This window comes from Pseudomonas sp. PK-RTE-24 (genome assembly GCF_054052265.1).
This window is the reverse complement of the sequence record NZ_CM133224.1, coordinates 1454848-1480999: the sequence shown is the minus strand read 5'-3', so window position 1 is coordinate 1480999 and position 26152 is coordinate 1454848. Positions and strand designations below refer to the sequence as shown.

Below are 26152 nucleotides of genomic sequence, written 5' to 3'. Positions count from 1 at the left end.
GGGAGTATACCCGATTCGTTGCTGCGCACGCCCCCTGGAGCCTTATGCCACGCTGCTTTTGGTGTACCGAAGATCCGCTGTACATGGCTTATCACGATCAGGAGTGGGGCACGCCGCTGCGCGATGCGCAGGGTTTGTTCGAGTTGCTTTTGCTCGAAGGGTTCCAGGCCGGGTTGTCGTGGATCACTGTGCTGCGCAAACGCGAGCGTTACCGTCAGGTGCTGTTCGGCTTCGATGTGCAGCGCGTGGCGCAGATGAGTGACGCCGAAATCGACGAACTGATGCTCGACCCGGGCATCATCCGCAATCGCCTGAAACTCAACGCCGCCCGGCGCAATGCCCAGGCGTGGCTGGCGCTGGAGGATCCGGTGGCGTTGCTCTGGTCATTCGTGGGCGACCAACCGATCATCAATCATTTCAAGGATCGCAGCGAAGTCCCGGCGATCACCCCCGAAGCGCTGGCGATGAGCAAGGCGCTGAAAAAAGCCGGCTTCACCTTCGTCGGTCCGACCATTTGCTACGCGCTGATGCAGGCCTCGGGCATGGTCATGGACCACACCCAGGATTGCGACCGCTACGCGCAGCTCGCCAACGCCGGTTAGAATGCCCGCCTCGCGCACAGCACAAAGATCAGGAGTGACCTGTGGAAAAGTTTAAAGGCGCCTTGCTGGTAGGCGCTCTGCGGCTGTTTGCCCTGCTGCCATGGCGGGCCGTGCAGGCCGTGGGTTCGGTGATCGGCTGGATCATGTGGAAAACCCCCAATCGTTCCCGCGACGTGGTGCGGATCAACCTGTCCAAGTGTTTTCCGCAGATGGATGCGGCCGAACGTGAGCGTCTGGTCGGACAGAGTCTGAAAGACATCGGCAAGTCGCTGACCGAAAGCGCCTGCGCGTGGATCTGGCCGGCGCAGCGCTCGATCGATCTGGTTCGCGAAGTCGAAGGCCTCGATGTGTTGAAAGACGCGCTCGCTTCGGGCAAAGGCGTGGTCGGCATCACCAGCCACCTCGGCAACTGGGAAGTGCTCAACCACTTCTATTGCAGCCAGTGCAAACCGATCATTTTCTATCGTCCGCCGAAGCTCAAGGCAGTGGATGAATTGCTGCGCAAACAGCGCGTGCAGCTGGGCAACAAGGTCGCGGCCTCGACCAAGGAAGGCATTCTCAGCGTCATCAAGGAAGTGCGCAAGGGTGGTGCCGTGGGCATTCCCGCCGACCCGGAACCGGCCGAATCCGCCGGGATTTTCGTGCCGTTTTTCGCCACCCAGGCACTGACCAGCAAATTCGTGCCGAACATGTTGGCCGGCGGCAAAGCGGTCGGTGTGTTCCTGCACGCCCTGCGCCTGCCTGACGGCTCGGGCTACAAAGTGATTCTCGAAGCCGCGCCCGAAGCCATGTACAGCACCGATACCGCAGAGTCCTGCGCGGCGATGAGCAAGGTAGTGGAACGTTATGTTGCGGCGTATCCGAGCCAGTACATGTGGAGCATGAAACGCTTCAAGAAGCGTCCGCCGGGCGAGGCGCGCTGGTACTGAGCAACTTCGATGGGGTGACGGTTGATGCAGACGGGCTCGCCTTGCTCAATCGGTAGCTCAAGGCGCCTGCCGCTCAAGCTTTTTCAGGAATACCGTCATCTCCTTCTCGGCCTGTTTGTCACCGTGGGCGCGGGCCGCTTCCAGGCCTTGCTCCCAGGCCTGACGCGCAGCGGCGTGATCGCCTAGCGCCAGCTGCACCTTGCCCAGCAGTTTCCACGCTGCCGAGTATTTCGGGTCGAAAGCGACACAACGCTGAAAATGCTCGGCAGCCTTGGCGTTTTCACCCAGGTCCAGATAACCCTTGCCCAGACCGAAGCGCAACAGCGCGTTATCCACACCCTTGGCGAGCATTTTTTCCAGGGATTCGAGCATTGGCGGATTCCTTTCTATTGTTCGTCAGAGAACCTGCGAGTCTGTCAAACCGCTTTCGCGAGCAGGCTCGCTCCCACATTTGGAATGCATTCCACTGTGGGAGCGAGCCTGCTCGCGAAGGGGCCATCACGGGCAACGTTGTCTTCAGGTCAGAAAAAGCTCAATCCCACATGAAACAGCTTCTCCACATCGCGAATATGCTTTTTATCCACAAGGAACAGAATCACATGGTCACCCGCTTCGATCACCGTGTCGTCGTGGGCGATGATCACGTTCTCGTTGCGGATCACCGCGCCGATGGTGGTGCCTGGTGGCAGGCCGATCTTCTCGATCGGTTTGCCGATGACCTTGCTGGACTTCGCATCACCGTGGGCAATCGCCTCGATCGCTTCCGCCGCGCCGCGCCGTAGTGAGTGCACGCTGACGATATCGCCTCGGCGCACGTGGGCGAGCAAGGTGCCGATGGTCGCCAGTTGCGGGCTGATGGCGATATCAATGTCGCCGCCCTGGATCAGGTCGACGTAGGCCGGATTGTTGATGATCGTCATGACCTTCTTCGCCCCCAGCCGTTTGGCCAGCAGCGACGACATGATGTTGGCTTCATCGTCGTTGGTCAGGGCGAGGAAGATATCGGCGTCGGCGATGTTCTCTTCCAGCAGCAGATCGCGATCCGACGCACTGCCCTGCAAGACCACGGTGCTGTCGAGGGTATCGGAGAGGTAGCGGCAGCGCGCCGGGCTCATCTCGATGATCTTCACCTGATAACGGCTTTCGATCGCCTCGGCCAGGCGCTCGCCGATCTGCCCGCCCCCGGCGATAACGATGCGTTTGTAGGTTTCGTCGAGGCGACGCATTTCGCTCATCACTGCGCGAATGTCCTCACGGGCAGCGATGAAGAACACCTCGTCATCGGCCTCGATCACCGTGTCGCCCTGCGGCAAAATCGGCCGGTCACGGCGGAAGATCGCCGCTACGCGGGTTTCGACGTTCGGCATGTGCTCACGCAACTGGCGCAGTTGCTGGCCCACCAGCGGCCCGCCGTAATAGGCGCGCACCGCCACCAGTTGCGCCGCGCCTTCGGCGAAGTCGATCACCTGCAAGGCGCCGGGATGCTGGATCAGGCGCTTGATGTAGTTGGTCACGACCTGCTCGGGACTGATCAGCACGTCCACCGGAATCGCTTCGTTCTGGAACAGCTGTTCCTCGCGATTGAGGTACGACGCTTCGCGCACGCGAGCGATCTTGGTCGGCGTGTGGAACAGCGTGTGGGCGACCTGGCAGGCAACCATGTTGGTTTCGTCGCTGTTGGTCACCGCTACCAGCATGTCGGCGTCGTCGGCACCGGCCTGACGCAGCACCGACGGCAGCGAGCCCCGGCCCTGCACGGTGCGGATGTCGAGGCGGTCGCCGAGGTCGCGCAGGCGCTCGCCATCGGTGTCGACCACAGTGATGTCGTTGGCCTCGCTGGCCAGATGTTCGGCCAGCGAACCGCCGACCTGTCCCGCACCGAGGATGATGATTTTCATCCAGTCACTCCATGAATCCGTTTAGCCGCGCGCGGCGGCGATCTTGATCAGCTTGGCGTAGTAGAACCCGTCATGCCCGCCCTGCTGGGCCAGCAACTGGCGACCATGGGGCTGCTTGATGCCGGCCGCTGTGGCCAGGTCCAGTTCACGGGCACCGGGGGTGCGCGCGAGGAACGCGGCGATGACTTCGGTGTTCTCGGTCGGCAGCGTCGAGCACGTGGCGTAGAGCAGGATGCCGCCGACTTCGAGGGTTTTCCACATGGCGTCGAGCAGTTCGCCTTGCAGTTGCGCGAGGGCTGTGATGTCGTCGGGCTGACGGGTCAGCTTGATGTCCGGATGACGGCGAATTACCCCGGTGGCCGAGCATGGCGCGTCGAGGAGGATGCGCTGGAACGGTTTGCCGTCCCACCATTTGTCGATATCGCGACCGTCGGCGGCGATCAGTTCAGCGTCGAGGCCGAGGCGCTCGAGGTTTTCCTTCACCCGTACCAGACGCTTGGCTTCCAGATCCACCGCGACCACGCCAGCGAGCGCCGGTTCGGCTTCGAGGATGTGGCAGGTCTTGCCGCCAGGGGCGCAACAGGCGTCGAGTACGCGCTGGCCCGGGGCCAGATCGAGCAGGTCGGCGGCCAGTTGCGCGGCTTCGTCCTGCACGCTGATCCAGCCTTCGGCGAAACCCGGCAGGCTGCGCACATCGGCAGCAGCTTCGAGGACGATGCCGTCGCGGCTGTAAACGCACGGCGTCGCGGCGATCCCGGCTTCGCCCAGCAACGCAAGATAAGCATCGCGGCTGTGATGACGGCGGTTGACCCGCAGGATCATTGGCGGATGCGCGTTGTTCGCTGCGCAGATCGCTTCCCACTGCTCGGGCCAAAATGCCTTCAGGGATTTTTGCAGCCAGCGCGGGTGGGCCGTGCGCACCACCGGGTCGCGTTCCAGTTCGGCGAAGATCGTCTCGCTTTCGCGCTGGGCATTGCGCAGCACGGCGTTGAGCAGACCTTTGGCCCAAGGCTTTTTCAGCTTGTCTGCGCAGCCGACGGTTTCGCCGATCGCGGCATGGGCCGGTACCCGGGTGTAGAGCAGTTGATACAGACCAACCAGCAGCAGCGCCTCGACATCAGCGTCGGCGGCTTTGAAAGGTTTCTGCAGGAGTTTCTCCGCCAGTGCCGACAGGCGTGGCTGCCAGCGTGCGGTGCCGAAGGCCAGGTCCTGAGTGAAACCGCGATCGCGATCCTCGACCTTGTCCAGTTGCGTCGGCAGGGAGCTGTTCAGCGAGGCTTTGCCGCTAAGCACGGCGGCGAGCGCCTTGGCGGCAGCCAGACGCGGGTTCATTGCGCTTCCACCGCAGCGCCGAGCACGCTGCCGACGGCGAATTTCTCACGGCGGCTGTTGAACAGGTCACTGAAGTTCAGCGCCTTGCCGCCGGGCAATTGCAGGCGGGTCAGGCACAGCGCTTGTGCACCGCAGGCGACGATCAGCCCGTCTTTGCTGGCGCTGAGGATTTCACCCGGGGCGCCAGTGCCTTCGGCCACGGATGCGGCAAGCACTTTCAACGCTTCGCCATTGAGCGTGCTGTGGGTGATCGGCCATGGATTGAAGGCGCGGACCAGACGTTCCAGCTCCACCGCCGGACGGCTCCAGTCGATGCGTGCTTCGTCTTTGTTGAGTTTGTGTGCGTAGGTGGCGAGTTCGTCATTCTGCACCTCACCTTGCAGGGTGCCGGCAGCCAGACCGGCAATCGCCTGCACCACGGCGGGCGGCCCCATCTCGGCGAGGCGATCATGCAGGGTGCCGCCAGTGTCTTCAGCGCTGATCGGCGTGACGACCTTGAGCAACATCGGCCCGGTATCCAGCCCGGCCTCCATGCGCATCACCGTTACACCGCTTTCGGCATCGCCGTGTTCGACCGCGCGCTGGATCGGCGCCGCACCGCGCCAGCGCGGCAGCAACGACGCATGGCTGTTGATGCAACCCAGACGCGGAATATCCAGCACCGCTTGCGGCAGGATCAAACCGTAGGCGACCACCACCATCAAGTCCGGCTTCAGCGCGGCCAGCTCCGCCTGGGCCTCGGCATTGCGCAAGGTCGGCGGCTGCAACACCTGGATATTATTTTCCAGGGCGAGTTGTTTGACCGGGCTTGGCATCAGTTTTTGCCCACGGCCGGCCGGGCGATCCGGCTGGGTGTAGACCGCGACGATCTCGTACGGGCTGCTCAGCAGGGCCTTGAGGTGTTCGGCGGCGAATTCCGGGGTGCCGGCAAAAACAATGCGCAGTGGCTCAGTCATGAAAGGCGTCTCATAAAAAGAAAAAGGCTTGCCGCAGCAAGCCTTTGAAGAGGGGCATCAAGCGTTCTGGCGGTGCAGCTTTTCCAGCTTCTTCTTGATCCGGTCGCGTTTGAGCGTGGACAGGTAATCGACGAACAATTTGCCGTTGAGGTGGTCGCATTCGTGCTGGATGCACACCGCGAGCAGGCCTTCGGCGATCAGCTCATAGGGCTTGCCGTCGCGGTCCAGCGCCTTGATTTTGACCTTCTGCGGGCGGTCGACGTTTTCGTAGAAACCCGGTACCGAGAGGCAGCCTTCCTGGTACTGGTCCATCTCGTCGGTCAGCGATTCGAACTCGGGGTTGATGAACACCCGTGGCTCGGTGCGGTCTTCGGACAGGTCCATCACGACGATACGTTTGTGCACGTTGACCTGGGTCGCGGCGAGGCCGATGCCCGGCGCTTCATACATTGTTTCAAACATGTCGTCGACCAACTGACGCACTTCGTCGTCCACTACAGCCACTGGTTTGGCGATAGTGCGCAGACGCGGGTCCGGAAATTCGAGGATGTTTAAAATGGCCATAGGCTTCGATTGCTGCACACGTTGAGTAAAGTCGGGTCGATGGCCTGGCGGGTCCGAAGATGCAGGCTACCGTTGTGAAGCGTAGCTTCTGAAAAACAGAAGCGAGCCACGGGGGCTCTGACGATTCACGCGAATGCACATGATAAAGGGATTCACTGCATGAGGAAAACACTACTCGCCCTGCTGCTTCTGGCTTCGGCCGGCGCCGCGCAAGGGCAAGTGCAACTCAGGGATGGTTTTCCACAGCAATACACGGTGGTTTCCGGGGACACGCTCTGGGACATTTCCGGTAAATACCTGCGCGAGCCGTGGCAGTGGCCACAACTGTGGCGGGCCAACCCGCAGATCGAAAACCCCAACCTGATCTATCCCGGCGACACGCTGACACTCAGCTACGTCAACGGCCAACCGCAGTTGACCGTCCAGCGTGGCGAGTCGCGCGGCACCATCAAGCTCTCGCCACGGATTCGCACCAGCCCGGTGGCCGAGGCGATTCCGAGCATTCCGCTGAAATCGATCAACAGTTTTCTGCTGAGCAATCGCATCGTCGACAAGGCCGAAGACTTCGACAAGGCGCCGTACATCGTCGCCGGCGATGCCGAACGGGTGCTCAGCGGTACCGGTGACCGCATCTTCGCCCGTGGCCATTTCGATCCGGAGCAACCGGTGTACGGCATCTTCCGCCAGGGCAAGGTCTACACTGACCCGCAGACCAAGGAATTCCTCGGCATCAACGCCGACGATATCGGCGGCGGCGAGGTTGTTGCCACCGAAGGCGACGTTGCCACTCTCGCCTTGCAACGCACCACCCAGGAAGTGCGCCTCGGTGACCGCTTGTTCGGCGGTGAAGAACGCTCGATCAATTCGACTTTCATGCCCAGCGCGCCGAAGCGTTCCATCGACGGCCTGATCATCGACGTGCCACGCGGCGTCACGCAGATCGGTGTGATGGACGTGGTTACCCTGAACAAAGGCAAACGTGACGGTCTGGCCGAAGGCAATGTCCTGGCGGTGATGAAAACCGGCGAAACGGTGCGCGACCGGATTACCGGCCAACCGCTGAAAATTCCCGATGAACGAGCCGGCCTGCTGATGGTGTTCCGCACCTACGACAAACTCAGTTACGGCCTGGTCCTCAATGCTTCACGCTCGCTGGCGGTGCTCGACAAGGTGCAAAATCCGTAAGCTTGCTTAACAAGTTACCAACAGAGTTATCCACAGCTTGTTCCGAATGGTTCGGAGCATCGAACGATCAAGGATGATCCATTCATGTTGTCTGTCAGTACAGCCATTTCCCCGGCGGAACTGGAGGCGCGTCTGCGCCTGCACCGCATGCCGGATATCGGCCCCAAGCGTTTTGCCAAACTGCTCGAAGCCTTCGGCTCGGCGTCCAAAGCCCTCAGCGCGCCGGCCAGTGCCTGGCGCTCGCTGGGATTGCCGGCGGCGTGCGCCGAGGCACGGCGTTGTCCGACGGTGCGCGACGGCGCCAGCCACGCAATGCGCTGGCTAGAGCGCCCCGGTCAACATTTGCTGATGTGGGACCAGGCGGACTATCCAGCGTTGCTGGCGCAGATTCCTGACCCGCCGCCACTGTTATTCGTCGCCGGCGATCCGTCGATTCTGGAGAAGCCGCAGCTGGCGATGGTCGGCAGCCGCCGCGCTTCGCGCCCGGGCATGGACACGGCGGCGGCGTTTTCTCGCAGTCTGGCCGGGGCCGGTTTTGTCATCACCAGTGGTCTGGCGCTGGGCATCGATGCCGCTGCCCATCAGGCTGCTCTGGACGTTGGCGGCTTGACCGTGGGGGTGCTTGGCACCGGCCTGGAAAATTTTTATCCACAGCGCAATAAACGCCTGGCTGAGGCGATGATTGCGTCGGGCAGCGCGGTGCTCTCGGAGTTTCCGCTGGACGCCGGGCCAACCGCGAGCAACTTCCCCCGGCGCAATCGCATCATCAGCGGGTTATCCCTTGGCGTGCTGGTGGTCGAGGCCAGTGTTGCCAGCGGTTCGTTGATTACCGCGCGGCTGGCGGCAGAGCAAGGGCGCGAGGTTTATGCCATTCCGGGCTCTATCCATCACCCCGGCGCGCGCGGTTGTCACCAGTTGATTCGCGACGGGGCGGTGTTGGTGGAGACTATCGAACATATCCTCGAAGCGCTGCGCGGCTGGCAGCAACCGTTGTTATCCACAGCGCCGCCGCAGGCCGATCACCCGTTGCTGGCGCTGCTTCACGCCGCGCCGCACACCAGCGAGGCGTTGGCCGCGAGCTGTGGCTGGGCGTTGCCGAAAGTGCTGGCAACGTTGACCGAGCTGGAAATCGAAGGCCGTGCGGTATGCGAAAACGGTCGCTGGCTGGCGCGGTCGAGCTAGGTTTTACGATGAAGATCGGTAAACTGCGCGAAACCTGTTTGTGGAGAGTTTTTTCATGGTCAACAGTTGGCGTGTGCAACAAGCCGCGCGTGAAGTTCGCGCCGGCGCGGTGATTGCCTATCCAACCGAAGCCGTCTGGGGGCTGGGTTGCGACCCGTGGAACGAAGACGCAGTGGACCGCTTGCTGGCGATCAAGAATCGCTCGGTGAGCAAAGGGCTGATCCTGGTCGCCGACAATATCCGCCAGTTCGATTTCCTCTTCGAGGACTTCCCGCAGGACTGGATCGACCGCATGGCCAGCACCTGGCCTGGGCCGAACACCTGGCTGGTGCCGCACCAGAACCTGTTGCCGGAGTGGGTCACAGGCGTGCATGACACCGTAGCGCTGCGAGTCAGCGATCACCCGCAGGTGCGCGACTTGTGCTCGCTGGTCGGGCCGCTGATCTCGACATCAGCCAATCCACAGGGGCGACCGCCCGCGCGCACGCGTTTGCGCATCGAGCAGTATTTCCGTGGGCAGGTCGATCTGGTGCTCGGCGGCAGCCTTGGCGGGCGCAAGAATCCTAGCGTGATCCGCGACCTGGCCACCGGTAACGTCGTTCGTCCTGACTGACGCCCTTCTTTTTATTTTTTTGCGGACTCCTCGGCGCTATCGACGAGGAGTTCTGCGCATGCCTGCAGTTTATTCCTGCACTCGTTTAAAACTTATCCGTTGCCATTGTTCTTGCATGCGTCAGACGGATCTTCGACTCTGCAATATCTGTAAGTTTTCCCACGCGATTATCAGAACGCGTGCAGTGGCGAGATTTTCAAAAGCATCCATTCTTTCAATGTGCTTGATACAACTTCGAAATGTTAATGGCTGCGGAGAAGTAATGGATATTACGGATTTACACCTCAAGGATTATCTGCAGGGCTTTCAGGAGACACTCAAGAATCAACAGGCCGACTATCGAGTGGCCATTCTTGAGGCGGGGTCGGACGCCGGAGAATTCGAGCGTTTCATTGGTCGGCAGTTTCGCCTGCGATTGCAGCATTACATGCTCACCTCCAGAGCCCGGGCGCTGGAAACCCACTTGGCGATCACCTCGCGCAGTACGCACTTCTTGCTCTACCAGCGAGATCAACTCATTGCAGTGCTGCGGGCAACCCCGGCGCCGTTCGAATGGGCCTCACTGGCGCAGCATCACGTGTCTCCCACTGTGGCATTGGCACGGCATGTCGAATTCAGTCGCTTGATCACCCATTCCCAGCAGCACCGGCCGGTGTCGATCAATGGCCTGCTCGCCACCGCCGCCGAATGGGCGATCGATCGCGGATATCATGGGGTCACGGCCTTGTGCAGATCGCCACAGCGGCAACTGTTTCAGCGCTTCGGCCTGACACCGATCGCTTCGCACGCCATGCATATCGAGCAGCGTGCCCGGGGCGATTATTGGCTGTTGTCCGCCGAATGGCGGCAAATTCTGATGGCCCTGGATCAGCCAGTGAACATGAACGTGCATCAGCCGGAGTATCGTGATGTTCATAACCGTCAGTATTGATCCGCCAATAATCGAAGAGTGGGCAGAGAAATGGCTTGTATACGAGCCGAAGAAGTTGCGCAGGAAGTTTTCCGGTCGTAGGCCAGCGGCGAAGAAGCTTCACCGGAAGATGTACTTGATATAGCTGAAAGATACTCGGCGAACTCATGGAAGAGTTCACCGAGTATCAACTTGAAGCGTTATGGCAACAGAATCGTGGAACCGGTAGTGCGCCGTGCCGACAGTTCGGTTTGTGCTTTTGCCGCATCGGCCAATGCATGGCGCTGGCTGATGTCGACCTTCAGCTTGCCGCTGATGATCATCTCGAACAGCTCGTCGGCCATGCGCTGCAGGTTCTCGGCGTTGTTGGCGTAGGTCGCCAGCGTAGGCCGGGTGACGTACAACGAGCCCTTCGCGGCAAGAATGCCCAGGTTGACGCCGTCGACTGCGCCCGAAGCATTGCCGAAACTCACTACAAGGCCACGTGGTGCCACGCTGTCCAGGGACGTGAGCCAGGTGTCCTTGCCGACGCCGTCATACACCACCGGGACTTTCTTGCCGTCAGTCAGCGCCAGCACGCGCTCGGCAACGTTTTCATGGCTGTAGTCGATGGTGGCCCAGGCGCCGTTGGCCTTGGCCAGTTCGGCTTTTTCCTTCGAGCTGACGGTGCCGATCAGCTTCACGCCCAGCGCTTTGGCCCATTGGCAGGCCAGCGAGCCGACGCCACCGGCTGCGGCGTGGAACAGAATGGTTTCGCCGCCCTGCAGTTGGTAGGTCTGGCGCAGCAGGTATTGCACGGTCAGACCCTTGAGCATGACCCCGGCGGCGGTTTCGAAACTGATTTCATCGGGCAGGTGCACCAGATTGTCCTGCGGCAGCACATGCAACTGGCTGTAGGCGCCGAGCGGGCCGCTGCCGTATGCCACGCGATCGCCGACCTTGAACCGGGTGACGTCGCTGCCCACCGCTTCGACCGTGCCGGCGCCTTCAGAACCCAGGCCGGACGGCAACGCGGGTGGTGCATAGAGGCCGCTGCGGTAATAGGTGTCGATGAAATTCAGGCCGATCGCCTGATTGGCCACGCGCACCTGATTCGGCCCGGGCGCAGCGGGTTCGTAGTCAACATGTTCGAGCACTTCGGGACCGCCGTGGGCGCGGAACTGGATACGCTTTGCCATCTGCCTGCTCTCCTTGGGTCGTTGCTAAGCCCTCTATCCAACTCCCCTGCTTGATCTTCGTCAACTGCGGCGCGCCGGTCTGCGATGGTATGCTACGCGCCCATTTGCGCCGCCCGCCTGCCGGGGCGCCGCCCGATTCAAGGTGAAGCCATGACGACCCGCACCGACGCCGTAAAGGCCTATCTGCTCGATCTGCAAGACCGCATCTGCGCTGCACTGGAAACCGAAGACGGCGGCAAATGCTTCGTCGAAGACGCCTGGACCCGGCCGGCGGGCGGTGGCGGGCGCACCCGCGTGCTGGAAAACGGCACGCTGATCGAAAAGGGCGGCGTCAATTTTTCCCACGTGTTCGGCAGCGGCCTGCCGCCCTCGGCCAGCGCCCATCGGCCGGAACTCGCCGGGCGTGGTTTCGAGGCGCTCGGCGTGTCGCTGGTGATCCACCCGCACAACCCGCATGTGCCGACCTCCCACGCCAACGTGCGTTTTTTCATTGCTGAAAAAGAAGGCGAAGAACCGGTCTGGTGGTTTGGCGGCGGTTTCGACCTGACCCCGTATTACGGCGTTGAGGAAGATTGCATCCACTGGCACCGCGTCGCCGAGCAAGCCTGTGCGCCGTTCGGTGCGGACGTCTATCCGCGTTACAAGGCCTGGTGCGACACCTATTTCCATATCAAGCATCGTCATGAGCCACGGGGCGTTGGCGGTCTGTTCTTCGACGATCTGAACGAGTGGGATTTCGACACCAGTTTCGCCTTCATGCGCGCCATCGGCGATGCCTATATCGAGGCCTACCTGCCGATCGTGCAGCGGCGCAAGAATGACGCCTTCACTGCCCAGCAGCGCGAATTCCAGGAATTCCGCCGAGGCCGCTACGTCGAATTCAACCTGGTTTACGACCGTGGCACGCTGTTCGGTCTGCAATCGGGTGGCCGCACTGAATCGATTCTGATGTCGCTGCCACCGCAAGTGCGCTGGGGCTATGACTGGAAGGCCGAGCCGGGCAGCGCAGAAGCGCGCCTGACCGATTACTTCCTGCAGGATCGCGACTGGCTGGCCGAGGCCTGAGGACGGGTGATGGATCGTTACGTTGTTTTCGGTAATCCGATCGGCCACAGCAAGTCGCCGATGATTCACCAGTTGTTCGCCGAACAGACCGGCCAGCGCCTCGACTACAGCACGCTGCTGGCGCCGCTGGATGATTTTGTCGGCTGCGCCAAGGCGTTCTTTCGCGAAGGGCGCGGCGCCAATGTGACGGTGCCGTTCAAGGAAGACGCCTACCGTCTGGCCGACAGTCTGACCGCCCGCGCGCAGCGCGCCGGTGCGGTGAACACCTTGAGCAAACTGGACGATGGCTCACTGCTCGGCGACAACACCGATGGCGCAGGCCTGGTCCGCGATCTGACGGTGAATGCCGGGTTCAGCCTGACCGGTAAGCGCATCCTTTTGCTCGGCGCTGGCGGCGCGGTGCGCGGTGCGCTGGAGCCATTGCTGGCGGAGAAGCCGGCCTCGGTGATCATCGCCAATCGCACCGTGGACAAGGCTGAACTGCTGGCCGAGTTGTTCTGCGACCTCGGGCCGGTGTCGGCCAGTGGTTTCGACTGGCTGCGCGAACCGGTGGACGTGATCATCAACGCCACCTCCGCCAGCCTGACCGGTGACGTGCCGCCGATTGCGCCAAGCCTGATCGAGCTAGGCCAGACGCTGTGCTACGACATGATGTACGGCAAGGAACCGACCGCGTTCTGCCGCTGGGCCACTGAGCACGGCGCGGCGCTGGCGATGGATGGTCTGGGCATGCTCGCCGAACAGGCAGCCGAGGCGTTCTGGCTGTGGCGTGGCGTACGCCCGGATACCGCGCCGGTACTCGCCGAACTGCGCCGCCAACTGGCCCTTTAAGCTTTGCTCCCACATTGAAATACGATCAATGTGGGAGCGAGCCTGCTCGCGAATCGCATCACCACCGCGATATCAGATCAATCCTCAAACCTGATTGGGCACTTCTCCGCCCCCTCCAGCTTCCTCAACTCCTCCACGACCGGCGACCGCGCCCGGCGCAGGGTCAGGCTGCGACCCTGGCCCAGCAGGCGTCGCGCTTCCTGATGCAGCATCTCCACCCCCGAATAATCGATGAAGTTGATCTGCTGCGCCTCGATCACCACCCGTGCGCCATGCAGGCGTTGCAGGCGCACTTGCAGGTAATGGCTGGCGCCGAAAAAGATCGAACCACCCACGCGCAACACATCGTCGTCACCGTCGCGCCAATGCTGCACCCGTGGTTGCGAGGTGCGCTTGAGGTAGAAAAACAATGACGCCAGCACCCCGGCGTAGATCGCCGTCTGCAATTCCAGCAGCAGAGTCGCCAGGCAAGTCAGGGCCATCACCACGAACTCGGCGCGGCTGACCCGCAGCAAGGCGCGAATGCCCCGGTGATCGACCAGACCCCAGGCAATCAACAGGATGCTGCCGGCCATGGCCGGGATCGGGATGTGCGCGATCAGCCCTGCGCCGAACACCGCAAACAGCGCCACCCAGAGCGCCGAAAACACCCCGGCCAGCGGCGAGCAGGCACCCGCCTCGTAACTCAATCCCGAGCGGGTAAACGATCCGGCTGAGAGCGACCCGGAAAAGAACGCACCGACGATGTTCGACAAACCCTGCGCGCGGACTTCCTGATTGGCATCGAGCAACTGCTGCGACCGCGCCGAAATCGAGCGGGCAATCGACAGGCTGGTGACCAGCCCGAGCATGCCCACTGCCACCGCGCTTGGCAGCAGGCGCAGGATAACCTCCAGATCCAGCGGCAGCGTACTGAACGGCGGCAGGCGTCCGACGAAAGCGCTGACCAGATGCACATGGCCGAACATCGCTGGCCAGATCCACACCAGCAGACTGGCCAGCACCAGCGTGAGCAACAGCGTCGGCCAGCGCGGCAGGAGTTTTTTCAGGGCCACGCCGACGATCACTGTAGCGACGCCGAGCATCAGCGAGGGCTTATCCACAGCCCCCAGATGTCGCAGCAGATCCATCAGGCTGGCGAGCGCTGTGGTGTTGGCCGGCAATTCCAGCCCGAGCAGATTGGGCAATTGCCCGATGGCGATCACCACGGCGGCGCCGAGGGTGAAGCCGAGCACCACCGAATGCGAAACGAAATTCACCAGTGCGCCAAAACGCAGCAAGCCGAGCAACCATTGGAAAATCCCGGCGAGAAACGTCAGCAGCAGGATCAGGGTGATGTAGTCCTCGGAAGCCGGCACCGCGAGCGGGCTGACGCTGGCGTACAGCACGATGGAAATCGCCGCCGTCGGGCCGCAGATCAGATGCCATGACGAACCCCACAGGCAGGCGATCAACACCGGGATGATCGCCGCATACAGGCCGTATTCCGGTGGCAGCCCGGCAATCAGCGCGTAGGCAATCGACTGGGGCAAGGCGAGAATCGCACCGCTGAGGCCGACGATCAGGTCCCGCCCGACGCTGGCGCGGGTTTGCCGTGGCAACCAGCTCAGGAAAGGAAAAAGTGAATGGCGGCTGGGGAAGGCCATGGGTCCTCGCGGTTGGGGTTTTGTTCAAGGTTATCAGGGTGTCAGGTGTAAAAGCCCCTCACCCTAGCCCTCTCCCTGAGGGAGAGGGGACTGACCGAGCTGTTTGTTGAAGATTCACCGACCTGCGATTTCGGCGTTGAACGCAAGTTTTGATTCAACAGCGATCGGCTCCCTTTCCCCCTCGCCCCCTTGGGGGAGAGGGCTGGGGTGAGGGGGCAAAAATCTCCAGCCGAACGCTATTCCAGCAACCCTGAGATCAAAGCTTGGCCTTCACCGCCACCAACGCATCCTTGCCATCCACGGTCTTCACGCCATCCAGCCACTTGTCCAGCACCGCCGGATTGGCCTTGATCCACGCCTTCGCCGCTTCGGCATTGCTGATCTTCTTGTTCACCACCTCGGCCATGATGCTGTTCTCCATGTCCTGGGTGAAGGCCAGATTGGTCAGTAACTTGCCCACATTCGGGCAGGCCTCGGCGTAGCCCTTACGGGTCAGGGTGAATACGCTGCCGGTGTCGCCGAAGTATTTTTCGCCGCCCTTGAGGTAACGCATTTTCAGTTGCACGTTCATCGGGTGCGGGGTCCAGCCGAGGAAGGTGACGAATTTCTGTTTCTTCACCGCCCGCGACACTTCGGCGAGCATCGCCTGTTCGCTGGACTCGATCAGCTTCCACTGGCCCATGTTGAAGTCGTTCTTCTTGATGATCTCCTGCAGCGAAATGTTCGCCGGCGCCCCCGAACCGATGCCGTAGATTTTCTTGTCGAACTTGTCGGCGAATTTGTTCAGGTCGGCAAAATCATGCACGCCTGCCTCCCAGACATAGTCGGGGACGGCGAGGGTGAATTCGGTGCCTTCGAGGTTTTTCGCCAATTGCGTCACATCACCGGTGGCGACGAACTTGTCATAGAAGCCCTGCTGCGCCGGCATCCAGTTGCCGAGGAACACGTCCACCTGGCCATCCTTCAAGCCGCCAAAGGTGATCGGCACCGCGAGGGTGTCGACCTTGGCCTTGTAGCCCATGCCGTCGAGCAGAAATCCGGTGATGGCATTGGTCGCGGCGATGTCGCTCCAGCCCGGATCGGCCATCTTCACGGTTTCGCAACTTTGCTCGGCGAAGGCCGAGGCGCTGCTCAATGCGATCAGGCCAACGGTGACAGCTGTGGATAACTTGCGCATGGACTTCCCCTTAACGTTATTGGTTTTGGCAGGGTTGTGGATAACGGGCCTTGCGCTCCAGATCATCAAGGTCGATGTGGTTGCGCATGTACTGCTGACTGGCATCGACCAGCGGCTGGTGATCCCAGCTCTTCAACTTGCCGATGGTTAACGCATCGGCGACGAAACGGCGTCGGCGCTGGCTGGCCAGTACGTCCCGATGGATCGCCGGAATGTCCCACTTGGCCCGCGCTTCGGCGAGAAAGTCTTCGAACAGCGGACGATGTTGCGGCGATTGGCTCAGCTCTTCTTCTTCGCGCGGATCGTTATCCACATCGAAGAGTAGGCACGGGTCGCTTTCGCTGTAGATAAATTTGTAGGCGCCCCGGCGAATCATCATCAGCGGGCTCACAGTGCCTTCGGCCATGTATTCGCCGAACACCTCGTCATGCCCGCCCTGCCCTTGCAGGTGCGGCAGCAAGGAACGGCCGTCCAGCGGCAGGCCCGGCTCAAGCGTGCCACCGGCCAGATCCACGAAGGTCGGCAGCAGGTCGGCGGTGGATACGGCGGCGCTGACCCGGCCGGCCTCGAATTGTCCCGGTGCGCTGATCAGCAGCGGCACCCGCGCGGCCATCTCGAACCAGTGCATTTTGTACCAGAGGCCTTTCTCACCGAGCATGTCACCGTGGTCACCGGAGAAGACGATGATGGTGTCATCGATCAACCCGGTTTCCTCGAGGGTTTGCAGCAGTTTGCCGACATTGGCATCGATATAGCTGCAAGCGCCGAAGTAGGCGCGACGGGCATCGCGGATCTTATCCACAGGCAGAGGCTTGTCCCACAGGTCGTAAACCTTGAGCAGACGTTGCGAGTGCGGATCGAGTTCGTCCTGGTTCAAGGCTGTAGGCAACGGGATATCGGCATCGTCATACAGATCCCAGAAAGCCTTGGGAATCGTGTACGGATCGTGAGGGTGGGTCATCGACACGGTCAGGCAGAACGGTTGCTCGCCGTCCTCGCGAATGTGATCGAAAAGATATTGCTGCGCCTTGAACACCACCTCTTCGTCGAAATCCAGCTGATTGGTGCGCACGCACGGCCCGGCCTGCAGTACCGAAGACATGTTGTGATACCAGCTCGGCCGCACGTCCGGCTCGTCCCAGTTCACCGCCCAACCGTAATCGGCCGGATAGATATCGCTGGTCAGGCGTTCTTCATAACCGTGCAGCTGGTCCGGCCCGCAGAAATGCATCTTGCCCGACAGCGCGGTGCGGTAGCCGAGACGCCGCAGGTAATGCGCGTAAGTCGGAATGTCGGCGGGGAAATCAGCGGCGTTGTCGTAGGCGCCGATCTTGCTCGGCAACTGGCCGCTGACCAGGGTGAAGCGCGACGGCGCGCACAGCGGGCTGTTGCAATAGGCAGCATCGAACACCACGCCTTGGGCGGCGAGGCGGGACAAATTCGGCAGTTTTATCGGCGACGGGCCGTAGAACGGCAACATTGGCGCGGCCATTTGATCGGCCATGATGAAAAGAATGTTCTTGCGCTTCATGTGATCGCGGCATTCCATGTTGAATATTTATGCGAGAGTGCTGCGATCGAGCATGGATTCCATGCCTGTTCCGGTAAAGCCCGCGCCGGACAATGACTAGGATAAGTACAGCTTATGTATGACGCCCTCGGTGACCTCTCCCTCGATCTGCTGCGCGCTTTTGAAGCGGCGGCCCGCCATCGCAGTTTTACCGCTGCTGCGGTGGAGCTTGGCACCACGCAGCCGGCGATCAGCCAGCAAATGAAACGTCTGGAAGAGCAGCTCGGTACGCGCCTGTTCGATCGGATCTACCGGGGCATCGAATTGACTGAGGTGGGCAGCCTGCTTTTCCAGCAAGTTGCCCTCGGTTTGCAGAATATCGACGCAGGATTAAGCGCAATCAGCACTCAGCAGCAACATGAAGTGCTGCAAGTGGCCACGGATTTCGCTTTCGCCGCTTATTGGCTGATGCCGCGCCTGCATCGCTTCCATGAGGCCAATCCGCACATTGATGTCAGCCTGGTCACCAGCGAGCGCAACCACAACATGCTGCGCACCGACATCGACGTGGCGATCCTGTTTGGCGATGGTCGATTCAAGCAGGGTGAGAGCCACTGGCTGTTCAGCGAAGAAGTGTTCCCGGTGTGCAGCCCGCTGCTGCTCAAGGAGCGTTCATTGCCGTTGCCCGCGCAGGCCCTGCTGGAATTGCCGCTGCTGCATCTGCGTGGTGAAAACAGCAGCAACTGGTTCGACTGGAGCGGGCTGTTCCGTCAACTTGGCCTGACCACGCCGCCGGCGCCGGGGCAGCTGCGCTTCGACAATTACACGTTATTGATCCAAGCGGCGATCGGCGGGCAAGGCGTGGCAATCGGTTGGCGCCACCTTGTGGATAACTTGCTGGTGCAGGGTTTGCTGTGCCGACCGCTGGCGGAAACCACGCTGTCGCGGCTGGGGTATTACGTGGTGTTACCGCAACGCAAGCGTCGGGGTGCATTGATACAAGAATTTGTTGATTGGTTAATGGCGGAACAGGCCAGCAGTGCCGAATCGCTTAACGGTCTGGCCCTGCCCTCGATTGCGGTGTGAAGAGCAAAAGATCGTCCGATCTTTTACGAATCAGAAGCCGCCACAAAATTCACATGCTGCCCCACATGCAGGTTCAACCGCAGTTCATCGGCAATCCCCACCGCGACACGGTTCAAGCGTTCCAGCGGTTCGGCCAATCCCGGTTCGAGATTGCCGCCGACCTGACTGAAGTGCTCGATGGTCAATCCGGCCACGCCATGGGGCGCATTGACCAAGGTCCAGCGCAGTGAGCTGCTTTGTACCGCCTCGAGGATTTCTTCGGCAGCGTGACGTTGCAGACGCTCGTCATTGTCAGGCTCGTCGAGCACACCGAAGTTGCCGACCAGAAACAGGCGCGGCACGCTGGCCAGTTGCAAACCTTCGACCAAGGCGTCGACTGCCAGCACCTGCTCCACTGGGCCGAGCGTCACCGAGCGCTCAACGTGGTCGCTGCTGAACGGCAGCCCCGGCGCGTCCAGCAGGCAGATCACCGCCGAACTGCCGGCGACGCTCTGATTGACCCGCTCGGCATCGAATAGATCGCCGGTCTTGGTGCGCAACCCCGGACGCGGCGCGAGTGCGGTGAGATCGTCGAGAATGGCGATGACTTCGTGTTGGCGACGCAGCAATTCAGCCATCAATGCACCGCCCAGGCTGGCCATGGCACCATAAAGCACCACTTTGAGCACTGGGGTCTCGGCATTTTTCATGGCTGTTTTCCTTATAGTTGTCCTATATGACCTGTGACGGTGGAAACAGCCAAGGGTTCGAACCGATTGAGAGGCGACACGATGCAAGGGATCAAGGGCTATCACGCCCATGTCTATTTCGACGCACAAAGCATCGACCAGGCGCGGGCCTTGTGCGAACAGGCCGCGCAGTTGTTTGCGCTGAAAATGGGCCGCGTGCACGAACGCCCGGTGGGGCCGCACCCCGACTGGAGCTGCCAACTGGCTTTCGGTCCCGAGCTGATCGGCGAGGTGCTGCCGTGGCTGGCGCTTAACCGCAAAGGGTTGGTGGTGTTCCTGCATCCGGACACTGGCAACGACCTGCTCGACCACACCGAGCACGCGATCTGGATGGGCGCGGTGCGGCCGCTGGATCTGTCGATTTTTTAACCAGGTGCTTGGGCTGAACTGATAACGAATATGTCCAGACTGCCAGCCAGCGTTGTCTATCCGTTCCCTCGTATCGCTTCTCGTCCCGTATTCATTGGCTGTCGCTGCATCCGACCGCCGGTTGACCATTCATTCATCGCTTTCTGTCGCGAAAGGTAGCTGAAAGCTTCCCCGATTAGGATCGCCCCACTCCCGGCAACAGACCGGTTGGCCCAAGCCCTGTGTTTTTTCCACAGGCCCGGCCCAATTAACAACAACAATGGTGATTCTGATGTCTTCTGCAACCCGCCGTTTCTCCCGCTTCCTGCTGGTCACTCCGCCCGTACGCCTCGCGCCTCCCGTTCTGCGCTGATCCCGCCCGATCCGCTCATTCAACTAGCCGCGCTACGCCTGGAGTATTCCCATGCTGACTTTCCTTGGCTTCGCCATGGTCATCACGTTCATGTTCCTGATCATGACCAAGCGCCTGTCCGCGCTGATCGCCCTGATCATCATCCCGATCCTGTTCGCCCTGTTCGGTGGTTTCGCGCCGAAGATCGGCCCGATGATGCTTGAAGGCATCACCAAACTGGCGCCAACCGGCGTGATGTTGATGTTCGCCATTCTGTATTTCGCCCTGATGATCGACTCCGGCCTGTTCGACCCGGCCGTGCGCAAGATCCTCAAACTGGTCAAGGGCGACCCGCTGAAAGTTTCGGTCGGTACCGCCGTTCTGGCGCTCGTCGTTTCCCTCGATGGTGACGGCGCGACCACTTACATGATTTGTGTGGCCGCGATGCTGCCGCTGTACAGCCGCATCGGCATGAGCCCGCGAATCATGGCCGGTCTGATCATCCTCGCCGGTGGCGTGATGAACATGACCCCGTGGGGCGGCCCGACCGCCCGCGCGGCGAGTGCCCTGCATGTGGATCCTTCGGACATTTTCGTACCGATGATCCCGGCCATGGCCGCCGGTGTCTTGGCGATCCTGGTGATTGCCTACTTCTACGGCAAGCGTGAACGTGCCCGCCTCGGTGAACTGCACTTGGTCGGCGATGAGATTGATCACAGTGAAATCAGCGTCTCGCAATTCCCCGACGCACGCCGTCCGAAGCTGATCTGGTTCAACGCCGCACTGACTTTCGGCCTGATGTGCACGCTGATCGGCGGTCTGTTGCCGCTGCCGGTGCTGTTCATGGTGGCGTTCAGTATTGCCATGATCGTCAACTACCCATGCCTGCAAATGCAGAAGGATCGCGTCGCCGCGCATTCCGGCAGCGTGCTGGCAGTGGTCGGGCTGATCTTTGCGGCCGGTATCTTCACCGGTATCCTGTCGGGCACCGGCATGGTCGATGCGATGTCGAAGAGCCTGTTGGCGGTGATTCCGGAATTCCTCGGCCCGTACCTGGCGGTGATTACGGCGCTGGTGAGCATGCCGTTCACCTTCTTCATGTCCAACGATGCGTTCTATTACGGTGTATTGCCGGTGCTGACCGAAGCGGCCAGCCACTATGGGATCACTGCGGTGGAAATGGCCCGTGCCTCGATCGTCGGCCAGCCCGTCCACTTGCTGAGCCCGTTGGTGCCGTCGACCTATCTGTTGGTGGCGCTGGCCGGCATCGATTTCGGTGATCACCAGCGTTTCACCCTGAAATGGGCGATCCTGGTGTGTATCTGCATTCTGATTGCTGCACTGCTGTTGGGGACTTTCCCGCTGTTCAGCACTCTATAAGCCCAAGACTCACCGTTACGGGTCCCGGCTTCGCGGTTTGAAGCCCGGACCTGTTTCGGTTTAACACTCGCTCAAAGGAATACACATGGATTGGCTGACCAACCCCGAAATCTGGGTTGCCTTTTTTACCCTGACCGCCCTGGAAATCGTCCTCGGTATCGATAACATCATCATGATTTCGATCCTGGTCAGCCGCATGCCGAAACACATGCAGCAGCGCACGCGGATCTTCGGTCTTGGCCTGGCCATGGTCACCCGGATCCTGTTGCTGCTGTCGATTACCTGGGTCATGCGCCTCACTGCCGACCTGTTCGAGGTGTTCGGCCAGGGGATTTCCGGCCGCGACCTGATCCTGTTCTTCGGTGGCCTGTTCCTGTTGTGGAAGAGTTCGCAGGAGATGTACCACGCGCTGGAAGGTGAAGATGAAAGCGACGACGCGCCATCGGGCAAGGGCGGCAACTTCCTCTACACCATCATCCAGATCGCGATCATCGATATCGTCTTCTCGCTGGACTCGGTGATCACTGCCGTCGGCATGGTCTCCCACGTTCCGGTGATGGTCGCGGCGATCATCGTGGCGGTGCTGGTGATGATGCTGGCGTCGGGCAAAATCAGCGAATTCATCGACAAGCACCCGTCGCTGAAAATGCTCGCGCTGTCGTTCCTGCTGGTGGTCGGTACCGTGCTGATCGCCGAATCGTTCGACGTGCACGTGCCAAAAGGCTACGTCTACTTCGCCATGGCGTTCTCCCTGGCAGTGGAAGCGATCAACATCAAACTGCGCGGCGCGATGGCCCGGAAAAAGAAACAGCAGGATCCGGTGAAACTGCGCAAGGATGTTCCGGGCCAATAATCCGGTAGTCCCGGCAGCACGCTACACCCCTGTGGGAGCGAGCCTGCTCGCGAAGACGGAGTGCCAGTCGACAACAATGTTGGCTGGCCCACCGCTTTCGCGAGCAGGCTCGCTCCCACATTTGTTTGTGCAGCATTCAGGCACTGCGGACCTTGTGGGAGCTGGCTTGCCAGCGATAGCGGAGTGTCAGGCGACATCAATGTTGGTTGTGCTGACGCCATCGCTGGCAAGCCAGCTCCCACAGGGGCGGCGTTGATTTAAATGGGAGTGTATGAAGCGCTTTTCATGACACTTTTGTTTCAATCCACGCTTTAGCTGTGCAATGCTGGCGCCGAGGCCGTTAGCCAACTACAGCTTAAGTATCAAGAACGTAGAAACCGCGCGGTGCCTTCCACTTGCCCCTCTGGGGCGCTGCTACTACAGGGGGTCTGCATGCTCACCCTGCTCAATCTGTTGTCCGCCGTCGCCCTGTTGATCTGGGGCACGCACATCGTCCGAACCGGCATCCTGCGGGTTTATGGCACCAATCTGCGACATGTCATCGGCCAGAACATGTCGAAGAAATGGCTGGCGTTCATCGCCGGTATTCTCGTCACCGCCATGGTGCAGAGCAGCAACGCCACGGCGATGCTGGTCACTTCGTTTGTCGGTCAGGGCCTGATGGCGCTGACCCCGGCGCTGGCGACCATGCTGGGCGCCGATGTCGGTACCGCGTTGATGGCGCGGGTGCTGACCCTCGATCTGTCGTGGCTGTCGCCGCTGCTGATTTTCCTCGGGGTGATTTTCTTTCTGTCGCGCAAACAGACGCGGCTCGGGCAGATGGGCCGAGTGTCGATCGGGCTGGGGCTGATCATTCTCGCCCTGCAATTGATCGTCGAGGCCGCCGCGCCGATTACGCACGCGCAAGGGGTGAAGGTGATTTTCGCCTCGCTGACCGGCGACATCCTCCTCGACGCCCTGGTTGGCGCCCTGTTCGCGATGATTTCCTACTCCAGCCTCGCCGCCGTGCTGCTCACCGCCACGCTGGCCGGGGCTGCGGTGATCAGTTTGCCGGTGGCGATCGGTCTGGTGATCGGCGCCAACATCGGCAGCGGCATCCTCGCCTTCATGAGCACCAGCATGCAGAACGCCGCCGGCCGCCAGGTTGCACTGGGCAGTCTGTTGTACAAATTGATCGGTTTGCTGCTGATCATCCCGGTGCTCGACCCGCTGGTGCACTGGATCGACAGCCTTGATTTCAGCCCGCAGGAAATGGTCATCGGCTTCCACCTGCTCTACAACACCGCGCGCTGCCTGATCCTGCTGCCGAGCGTCGGGCCGATGGCGCGGCTTTGTGCGTGGCTGCTGCCGGAGCGGCCGGAGGTCAACGGCGCCGCCAAGCCGCGCCATCTCGACCCGACCGCGCTGGTCACACCGAGCCTGGCGCTGGCCAATGCCGCGCGGGAAACCCTGCGCATGGGCGATCTGCTCGACAACATGCTCGACGCCTCCCTCGATGTGTTGCGCGGCAAGCAGACCGCCGTCACCCAGGAGATGCGCCGCCTGACCGATGACGTCGAGGCGCTGTACAGCGCGATCAAGCTGTATCTGGCGCAGATGCCCCGCGAGGATCTCGGCGAGCACGACAGTCGGCGCTGGGCCGAGATCATCGAACTGGCGATCAACCTGAAACTCGCCGCAGACCTGATCGAGCGCATGCTGCGCAAGATCCAGCAGCAGAAGACTTCGCAGCGTCGTTCGTTTTCCGAAGAAGGCCTGGAAGATCTTGCCGGGCTGCAACAGCAACTGATCGCCAACCTGCGCCTGGGCCTGTCGGTGTTTCTCAGCGGCGACCGCGAAAGCGCGCGGCAGTTGTTACGGGAGAAACGCCGCTTTCGTGCGCAGGAACGGCGTCTGGCCCATGCGCATGTCAGCCGTTTGCAACGCAAGATCGTTCAGAGCCTGGAGACCAGCTCGCTGCATCTGGAGTTGATCGCCGACATGAAACGGCTCAATTCGCTGTTCTGCAGCAGCGCCTATGTGGTGCTGGAAACGGCGGACACCGGCGCGCTGGCCGTGGATGACATGGCCGACATTACGCATTCGCCTTGAACGTCTGAGGCTGGGGTCAGTCAGTTACAGTGGTTCAGCCTTGAGACCGTCATCGCTGGCAAGCCAGCTCCCACAGGGTTTTGTAAGTGCCGCAGATCCTTGTGGGAGCTGGCTTGCCAGCGATGGGGACCTGACTGACGACACGGATCTCCAAATCAGCCGTATGGAAGCCTGTTATGCGTTGCCTGTTGTTCGCCTGTCTGTTGCTCGGTTCCCTGCCCGCTTTTGCCCTGGATCGGTTTCAGGTCGAAGGCTATGCGCTGCCCAACGGTTTGCAACTTATGCTCAAACCCGGCACCGAGCGTGGGCATGTGGCGATCCGGCTGGTGGTCGGCGTCGGCCTGGATGACTTCGACTGCGACGAGAAAGAGCTGCCGCATTTGCTCGAACACCTGCTGTTCAGCGGTATCGACGCCACTGGCGAAGGCGGCCTGGAAGAACGCATGCAGGCGCTGGGCGGGGACTGGAATGCGTTCACCAGCAATGCCGACACCACGTTCGTCATCGAAGCCCCGGCGAAAAATCAGCGCAAGGTGCTCGACCTGCTGCTCGCGCTGCTGACCCAGACACGCATCGACGACAACGCAATCAACGCGGCGAAACGAGTGGTCGAGCGTGAGGACGGCGGGCATTACACCAAGCTGCAACGTTTCCTCGACCGTCAGGACCTCGGTCATACCGCGAGCAATCAACTGGCTGTCGAGCTGGGACCGAAATGCCCGCAGCGCGCCGAGGTCGGCCATCTGACCCAGGAGCAATTGGAGAAGGTGCGCAAGGCCTGGTATGCGCCGAACAACATGACCCTGATCGTCGTCGGCGAACTCGACAAACTGCTGCCGGCCTATCTGGAGCGTACCTGGGGTGAGCTGGAGCCGGTCGAGCCGAGCGAGCATCGGGCGCTGCCGGACATCCGCACCAGCGCCGCCCATGAACGCACCCTCACCCGTGGCTTTATCGGCGACAGCGCCAAGCTGCACTGGCTGGTGCCGGAACCGGTGCTCGACGATCAGTACGATCAGACGTTCGACATTCTCAAGGATTACCTCGACTGGGCGCTGTACCGGCAGATTCGCCTCAACCATGGCTTGTCGTACGGGCCGTGGGCCGAGCGCGAAGTGTTCGGCGGTGTCGGCTTCATGAGCCTCAACGCTGACCTGGATCGCGATGACGTCGACGAAGCCATCCAGGTGCTTGAAGACCTCAAGGCCGACCTGCTGCAAAACGGCCTCGACCCGAGCACCTTCGCCCGCATCAAACAAGCCGCCATCGCCCATCAAGCTTGGGCCGTACAAGGCAACAGCGCACTGGCGGACTATTACTGGAGCGCGCTGGCCGACTATCAGGATGGCCGCTTTGCCAATCCCGCGCGCGAGCTGCAAGGGGTGACGCTGGAAGCGGCGAACAAGGCGATGCGCGAACTGTTGCTGCAGCCGGGGTATATCCGGATCGAGAAGCCGTTGATCAGTGATGATCAGGTGTTGTGGCTGGCTGCAGGCGGGGTCGGTCTGGTGCTGCTGATGTTGATCGGCTGGCGTGTGTATCGCCGCCACAAAATTGCTGGAAGCCATTAATCCTGTGGTGAGTGAGCACTTGTGGCGTGGGGATTTGTCGCCGATGGGCTGCGCAGCAGCCCCAATAAGGGCAGCTCGGTATATCCAGACAAAATTCGCTTGCAGGATCTACGACGGCGGCGCCGCCGATCGGGGATAAATCCCCTCGCCACAGGGGGCATGCGG

Annotated in this window: 24 protein-coding genes; 14 read left to right on the top strand and 10 right to left on the bottom strand. The window is 61.2% G+C overall.

Going from position 1 to position 26152, the window contains the following annotated elements; genetic code table 11:
- Positions 1–44 precede the first annotated feature (44 nt).
- Together ACV8MC_RS06475 and ACV8MC_RS06470 are read left to right on the top strand one after the other, a co-directional pair.
- The gene (locus tag ACV8MC_RS06475; protein ID WP_056791133.1) at positions 45–602 is read left to right on the top strand and encodes a DNA-3-methyladenine glycosylase I; all 558 of its coding nucleotides are present in this window, start codon (positions 45–47) and stop codon (positions 600–602) included.
- 41 nt (positions 603–643) lie between these two features.
- Positions 644–1531 (top strand): lysophospholipid acyltransferase, encoded by an 888-nt coding sequence (locus ACV8MC_RS06470; protein WP_056791136.1) that lies wholly within the window; start codon positions 644–646, stop codon positions 1529–1531.
- A gap of 57 nt (positions 1532–1588) precedes the next feature.
- Here ACV8MC_RS06470 and ACV8MC_RS06465 read toward each other — a convergent pair whose 3' ends face one another.
- The 5 genes from ACV8MC_RS06465 to def all read right to left on the bottom strand — a co-directional run bounded on the left by ACV8MC_RS06465 (position 1589) and on the right by def (position 6281).
- Positions 1589–1903 carry a tetratricopeptide repeat protein gene (locus ACV8MC_RS06465; protein ID WP_095182323.1) on the bottom strand — a complete coding sequence of 105 codons (315 nt, stop codon included), beginning with the start codon at positions 1901–1903 and terminating at the stop codon, positions 1589–1591.
- A 149-nt stretch (positions 1904–2052) separates the two neighbouring features.
- On the bottom strand, positions 2053–3429 hold the full coding sequence (gene trkA / locus ACV8MC_RS06460; RefSeq protein WP_041476512.1) for a Trk system potassium transporter TrkA: 1377 nt from the start codon (positions 3427–3429) through the stop codon (positions 2053–2055).
- A 21-nt stretch (positions 3430–3450) separates the two neighbouring features.
- On the bottom strand, positions 3451–4761 hold the full coding sequence (gene rsmB / locus ACV8MC_RS06455) for a 16S rRNA (cytosine(967)-C(5))-methyltransferase RsmB (protein ID WP_423664993.1): 1311 nt from the start codon (positions 4759–4761) through the stop codon (positions 3451–3453).
- The gene (gene fmt / locus ACV8MC_RS06450; RefSeq protein WP_095182317.1) at positions 4758–5717 is read right to left on the bottom strand and encodes a methionyl-tRNA formyltransferase; all 960 of its coding nucleotides are present in this window, start codon (positions 5715–5717) and stop codon (positions 4758–4760) included. The genes rsmB and fmt overlap by 4 nt, the downstream gene beginning before the upstream one ends.
- 57 nt (positions 5718–5774) lie before the next feature.
- A complete protein-coding gene (gene def / locus ACV8MC_RS06445) occupies positions 5775–6281 on the bottom strand; it encodes a peptide deformylase (RefSeq protein ID WP_095182315.1) in 507 nt (168 codons plus the stop codon).
- Positions 6282–6440: 159 nt separating this feature from the next.
- On the opposite strand from def, the gene ACV8MC_RS06440 reads away from it, so the two are divergent.
- The 4 genes from ACV8MC_RS06440 (at position 6441) to ACV8MC_RS06425 (ending at position 10192) form a co-directional block, all read left to right on the top strand.
- Positions 6441–7466 (top strand): LysM peptidoglycan-binding domain-containing protein, encoded by a 1026-nt coding sequence (locus tag ACV8MC_RS06440; protein WP_457264813.1) that lies wholly within the window; start codon positions 6441–6443, stop codon positions 7464–7466.
- Between the two features lie 84 nt (positions 7467–7550).
- Positions 7551–8648 (top strand): DNA-processing protein DprA, encoded by a 1098-nt coding sequence (dprA, locus tag ACV8MC_RS06435; RefSeq protein ID WP_056791151.1) that lies wholly within the window; start codon positions 7551–7553, stop codon positions 8646–8648.
- Between the two features lie 55 nt (positions 8649–8703).
- The gene (locus tag ACV8MC_RS06430) at positions 8704–9261 is read left to right on the top strand and encodes an L-threonylcarbamoyladenylate synthase (RefSeq protein WP_039757175.1); all 558 of its coding nucleotides are present in this window, start codon (positions 8704–8706) and stop codon (positions 9259–9261) included.
- Positions 9262–9523: 262 nt separating this feature from the next.
- Positions 9524–10192 (top strand): hypothetical protein, encoded by a 669-nt coding sequence (locus tag ACV8MC_RS06425; protein ID WP_457264810.1) that lies wholly within the window; start codon positions 9524–9526, stop codon positions 10190–10192.
- Between the two features lie 179 nt (positions 10193–10371).
- On the opposite strand, the gene ACV8MC_RS06420 is transcribed toward ACV8MC_RS06425, so the two are convergent.
- Positions 10372–11349: a quinone oxidoreductase family protein gene (locus ACV8MC_RS06420; protein ID WP_236167872.1), complete on the bottom strand. Its 978-nt coding sequence runs from the start codon at positions 11347–11349 to the stop codon at positions 10372–10374.
- A 150-nt stretch (positions 11350–11499) separates the two neighbouring features.
- On the opposite strand from ACV8MC_RS06420, the gene hemF reads away from it, so the two are divergent.
- Together hemF and aroE are read left to right on the top strand one after the other, a co-directional pair.
- Positions 11500–12414, top strand: coding sequence for an oxygen-dependent coproporphyrinogen oxidase (hemF, locus tag ACV8MC_RS06415; RefSeq protein WP_457264808.1), 915 nt, complete (start codon positions 11500–11502; stop codon positions 12412–12414).
- A gap of 9 nt (positions 12415–12423) precedes the next feature.
- The gene (gene aroE / locus ACV8MC_RS06410) at positions 12424–13245 is read left to right on the top strand and encodes a shikimate dehydrogenase (protein ID WP_457264806.1); all 822 of its coding nucleotides are present in this window, start codon (positions 12424–12426) and stop codon (positions 13243–13245) included.
- A 77-nt stretch (positions 13246–13322) separates the two neighbouring features.
- On the opposite strand, the gene ACV8MC_RS06405 is transcribed toward aroE, so the two are convergent.
- The 3 genes from ACV8MC_RS06405 to betC form a co-directional block, all read right to left on the bottom strand.
- The gene (locus ACV8MC_RS06405) at positions 13323–14891 is read right to left on the bottom strand and encodes a SulP family inorganic anion transporter (protein ID WP_252885082.1); all 1569 of its coding nucleotides are present in this window, start codon (positions 14889–14891) and stop codon (positions 13323–13325) included.
- Positions 14892–15147: 256 nt separating this feature from the next.
- A complete protein-coding gene (gene choX, locus ACV8MC_RS06400; protein ID WP_041476503.1) occupies positions 15148–16068 on the bottom strand; it encodes a choline ABC transporter substrate-binding protein in 921 nt (306 codons plus the stop codon).
- 16 nt (positions 16069–16084) lie between these two features.
- Positions 16085–17599, bottom strand: a complete 1515-nt coding sequence (gene betC, locus ACV8MC_RS06395; RefSeq protein WP_457264803.1) for a choline-sulfatase — start codon at positions 17597–17599, stop codon at positions 16085–16087.
- Positions 17600–17713: 114 nt separating this feature from the next.
- On the opposite strand from betC, the gene ACV8MC_RS06390 reads away from it, so the two are divergent.
- Positions 17714–18664, top strand: a complete 951-nt coding sequence (locus tag ACV8MC_RS06390) for a choline sulfate utilization transcriptional regulator (protein ID WP_457264801.1) — start codon at positions 17714–17716, stop codon at positions 18662–18664.
- Positions 18665–18687: 23 nt separating this feature from the next.
- On the opposite strand, the gene ACV8MC_RS06385 is transcribed toward ACV8MC_RS06390, so the two are convergent.
- Positions 18688–19353, bottom strand: a complete 666-nt coding sequence (locus ACV8MC_RS06385) for an NAD(P)-dependent oxidoreductase (protein WP_457264800.1) — start codon at positions 19351–19353, stop codon at positions 18688–18690.
- Positions 19354–19434: 81 nt separating this feature from the next.
- Between ACV8MC_RS06385 and ACV8MC_RS06380 the strand changes: the two genes are divergently transcribed.
- The 5 genes from ACV8MC_RS06380 (at position 19435) to ACV8MC_RS06360 (ending at position 25987) form a co-directional block, all read left to right on the top strand.
- Entirely contained in the window at positions 19435–19761 is a 327-nt protein-coding gene (locus tag ACV8MC_RS06380; RefSeq protein ID WP_252877181.1) for a DOPA 4,5-dioxygenase family protein, read from the top strand.
- A 403-nt stretch (positions 19762–20164) separates the two neighbouring features.
- Positions 20165–21472 (top strand): CitMHS family transporter, encoded by a 1308-nt coding sequence (locus ACV8MC_RS06375; protein WP_056791180.1) that lies wholly within the window; start codon positions 20165–20167, stop codon positions 21470–21472.
- A gap of 85 nt (positions 21473–21557) precedes the next feature.
- Positions 21558–22325, top strand: a complete 768-nt coding sequence (locus tag ACV8MC_RS06370; protein WP_041476497.1) for a TerC family protein — start codon at positions 21558–21560, stop codon at positions 22323–22325.
- 432 nt (positions 22326–22757) lie between these two features.
- Positions 22758–24416 carry a Na/Pi cotransporter family protein gene (locus ACV8MC_RS06365; protein WP_110599651.1) on the top strand — a complete coding sequence of 553 codons (1659 nt, stop codon included), beginning with the start codon at positions 22758–22760 and terminating at the stop codon, positions 24414–24416.
- Positions 24417–24592: 176 nt separating this feature from the next.
- Entirely contained in the window at positions 24593–25987 is a 1395-nt protein-coding gene (locus ACV8MC_RS06360; RefSeq protein WP_457264797.1) for a M16 family metallopeptidase, read from the top strand.
- Positions 25988–26152: the final 165 nt, after the last annotated feature.

What these genes read in the sequence shown, in the direction of transcription:
- ACV8MC_RS06475 (WP_056791133.1), top strand. Translation starts at nt 45, where the DNA reads ATGCCACGCTGCTTTTGGTGTACCGAAGATCCGCTGTACATGGCTTAT.
- ACV8MC_RS06465 (WP_095182323.1), bottom strand. Translation starts at nt 1,903, where the DNA reads ATGCTCGAATCCCTGGAAAAAATGCTCGCCAAGGGTGTGGATAACGCG.
- trkA (WP_041476512.1), bottom strand. Translation starts at nt 3,429, where the DNA reads ATGAAAATCATCATCCTCGGTGCGGGACAGGTCGGCGGTTCGCTGGCC.
- rsmB (WP_423664993.1), bottom strand. Translation starts at nt 4,761, where the DNA reads ATGAACCCGCGTCTGGCTGCCGCCAAGGCGCTCGCCGCCGTGCTTAGC.
- fmt (WP_095182317.1), bottom strand. Translation starts at nt 5,717, where the DNA reads ATGACTGAGCCACTGCGCATTGTTTTTGCCGGCACCCCGGAATTCGCC.
- def (WP_095182315.1), bottom strand. Translation starts at nt 6,281, where the DNA reads ATGGCCATTTTAAACATCCTCGAATTTCCGGACCCGCGTCTGCGCACT.
- ACV8MC_RS06440 (WP_457264813.1), top strand. Translation starts at nt 6,441, where the DNA reads ATGAGGAAAACACTACTCGCCCTGCTGCTTCTGGCTTCGGCCGGCGCC.
- dprA (WP_056791151.1), top strand. Translation starts at nt 7,551, where the DNA reads ATGTTGTCTGTCAGTACAGCCATTTCCCCGGCGGAACTGGAGGCGCGT.
- ACV8MC_RS06430 (WP_039757175.1), top strand. Translation starts at nt 8,704, where the DNA reads ATGGTCAACAGTTGGCGTGTGCAACAAGCCGCGCGTGAAGTTCGCGCC.
- ACV8MC_RS06425 (WP_457264810.1), top strand. Translation starts at nt 9,524, where the DNA reads ATGGATATTACGGATTTACACCTCAAGGATTATCTGCAGGGCTTTCAG.
- ACV8MC_RS06420 (WP_236167872.1), bottom strand. Translation starts at nt 11,349, where the DNA reads ATGGCAAAGCGTATCCAGTTCCGCGCCCACGGCGGTCCCGAAGTGCTC.
- hemF (WP_457264808.1), top strand. Translation starts at nt 11,500, where the DNA reads ATGACGACCCGCACCGACGCCGTAAAGGCCTATCTGCTCGATCTGCAA.
- aroE (WP_457264806.1), top strand. Translation starts at nt 12,424, where the DNA reads ATGGATCGTTACGTTGTTTTCGGTAATCCGATCGGCCACAGCAAGTCG.
- ACV8MC_RS06405 (WP_252885082.1), bottom strand. Translation starts at nt 14,891, where the DNA reads ATGGCCTTCCCCAGCCGCCATTCACTTTTTCCTTTCCTGAGCTGGTTG.
- choX (WP_041476503.1), bottom strand. Translation starts at nt 16,068, where the DNA reads ATGCGCAAGTTATCCACAGCTGTCACCGTTGGCCTGATCGCATTGAGC.
- betC (WP_457264803.1), bottom strand. Translation starts at nt 17,599, where the DNA reads ATGAAGCGCAAGAACATTCTTTTCATCATGGCCGATCAAATGGCCGCG.
- ACV8MC_RS06390 (WP_457264801.1), top strand. Translation starts at nt 17,714, where the DNA reads ATGTATGACGCCCTCGGTGACCTCTCCCTCGATCTGCTGCGCGCTTTT.
- ACV8MC_RS06385 (WP_457264800.1), bottom strand. Translation starts at nt 19,353, where the DNA reads ATGAAAAATGCCGAGACCCCAGTGCTCAAAGTGGTGCTTTATGGTGCC.
- ACV8MC_RS06380 (WP_252877181.1), top strand. Translation starts at nt 19,435, where the DNA reads ATGCAAGGGATCAAGGGCTATCACGCCCATGTCTATTTCGACGCACAA.
- ACV8MC_RS06375 (WP_056791180.1), top strand. Translation starts at nt 20,165, where the DNA reads ATGCTGACTTTCCTTGGCTTCGCCATGGTCATCACGTTCATGTTCCTG.
- ACV8MC_RS06370 (WP_041476497.1), top strand. Translation starts at nt 21,558, where the DNA reads ATGGATTGGCTGACCAACCCCGAAATCTGGGTTGCCTTTTTTACCCTG.
- ACV8MC_RS06365 (WP_110599651.1), top strand. Translation starts at nt 22,758, where the DNA reads ATGCTCACCCTGCTCAATCTGTTGTCCGCCGTCGCCCTGTTGATCTGG.
- ACV8MC_RS06360 (WP_457264797.1), top strand. Translation starts at nt 24,593, where the DNA reads ATGCGTTGCCTGTTGTTCGCCTGTCTGTTGCTCGGTTCCCTGCCCGCT.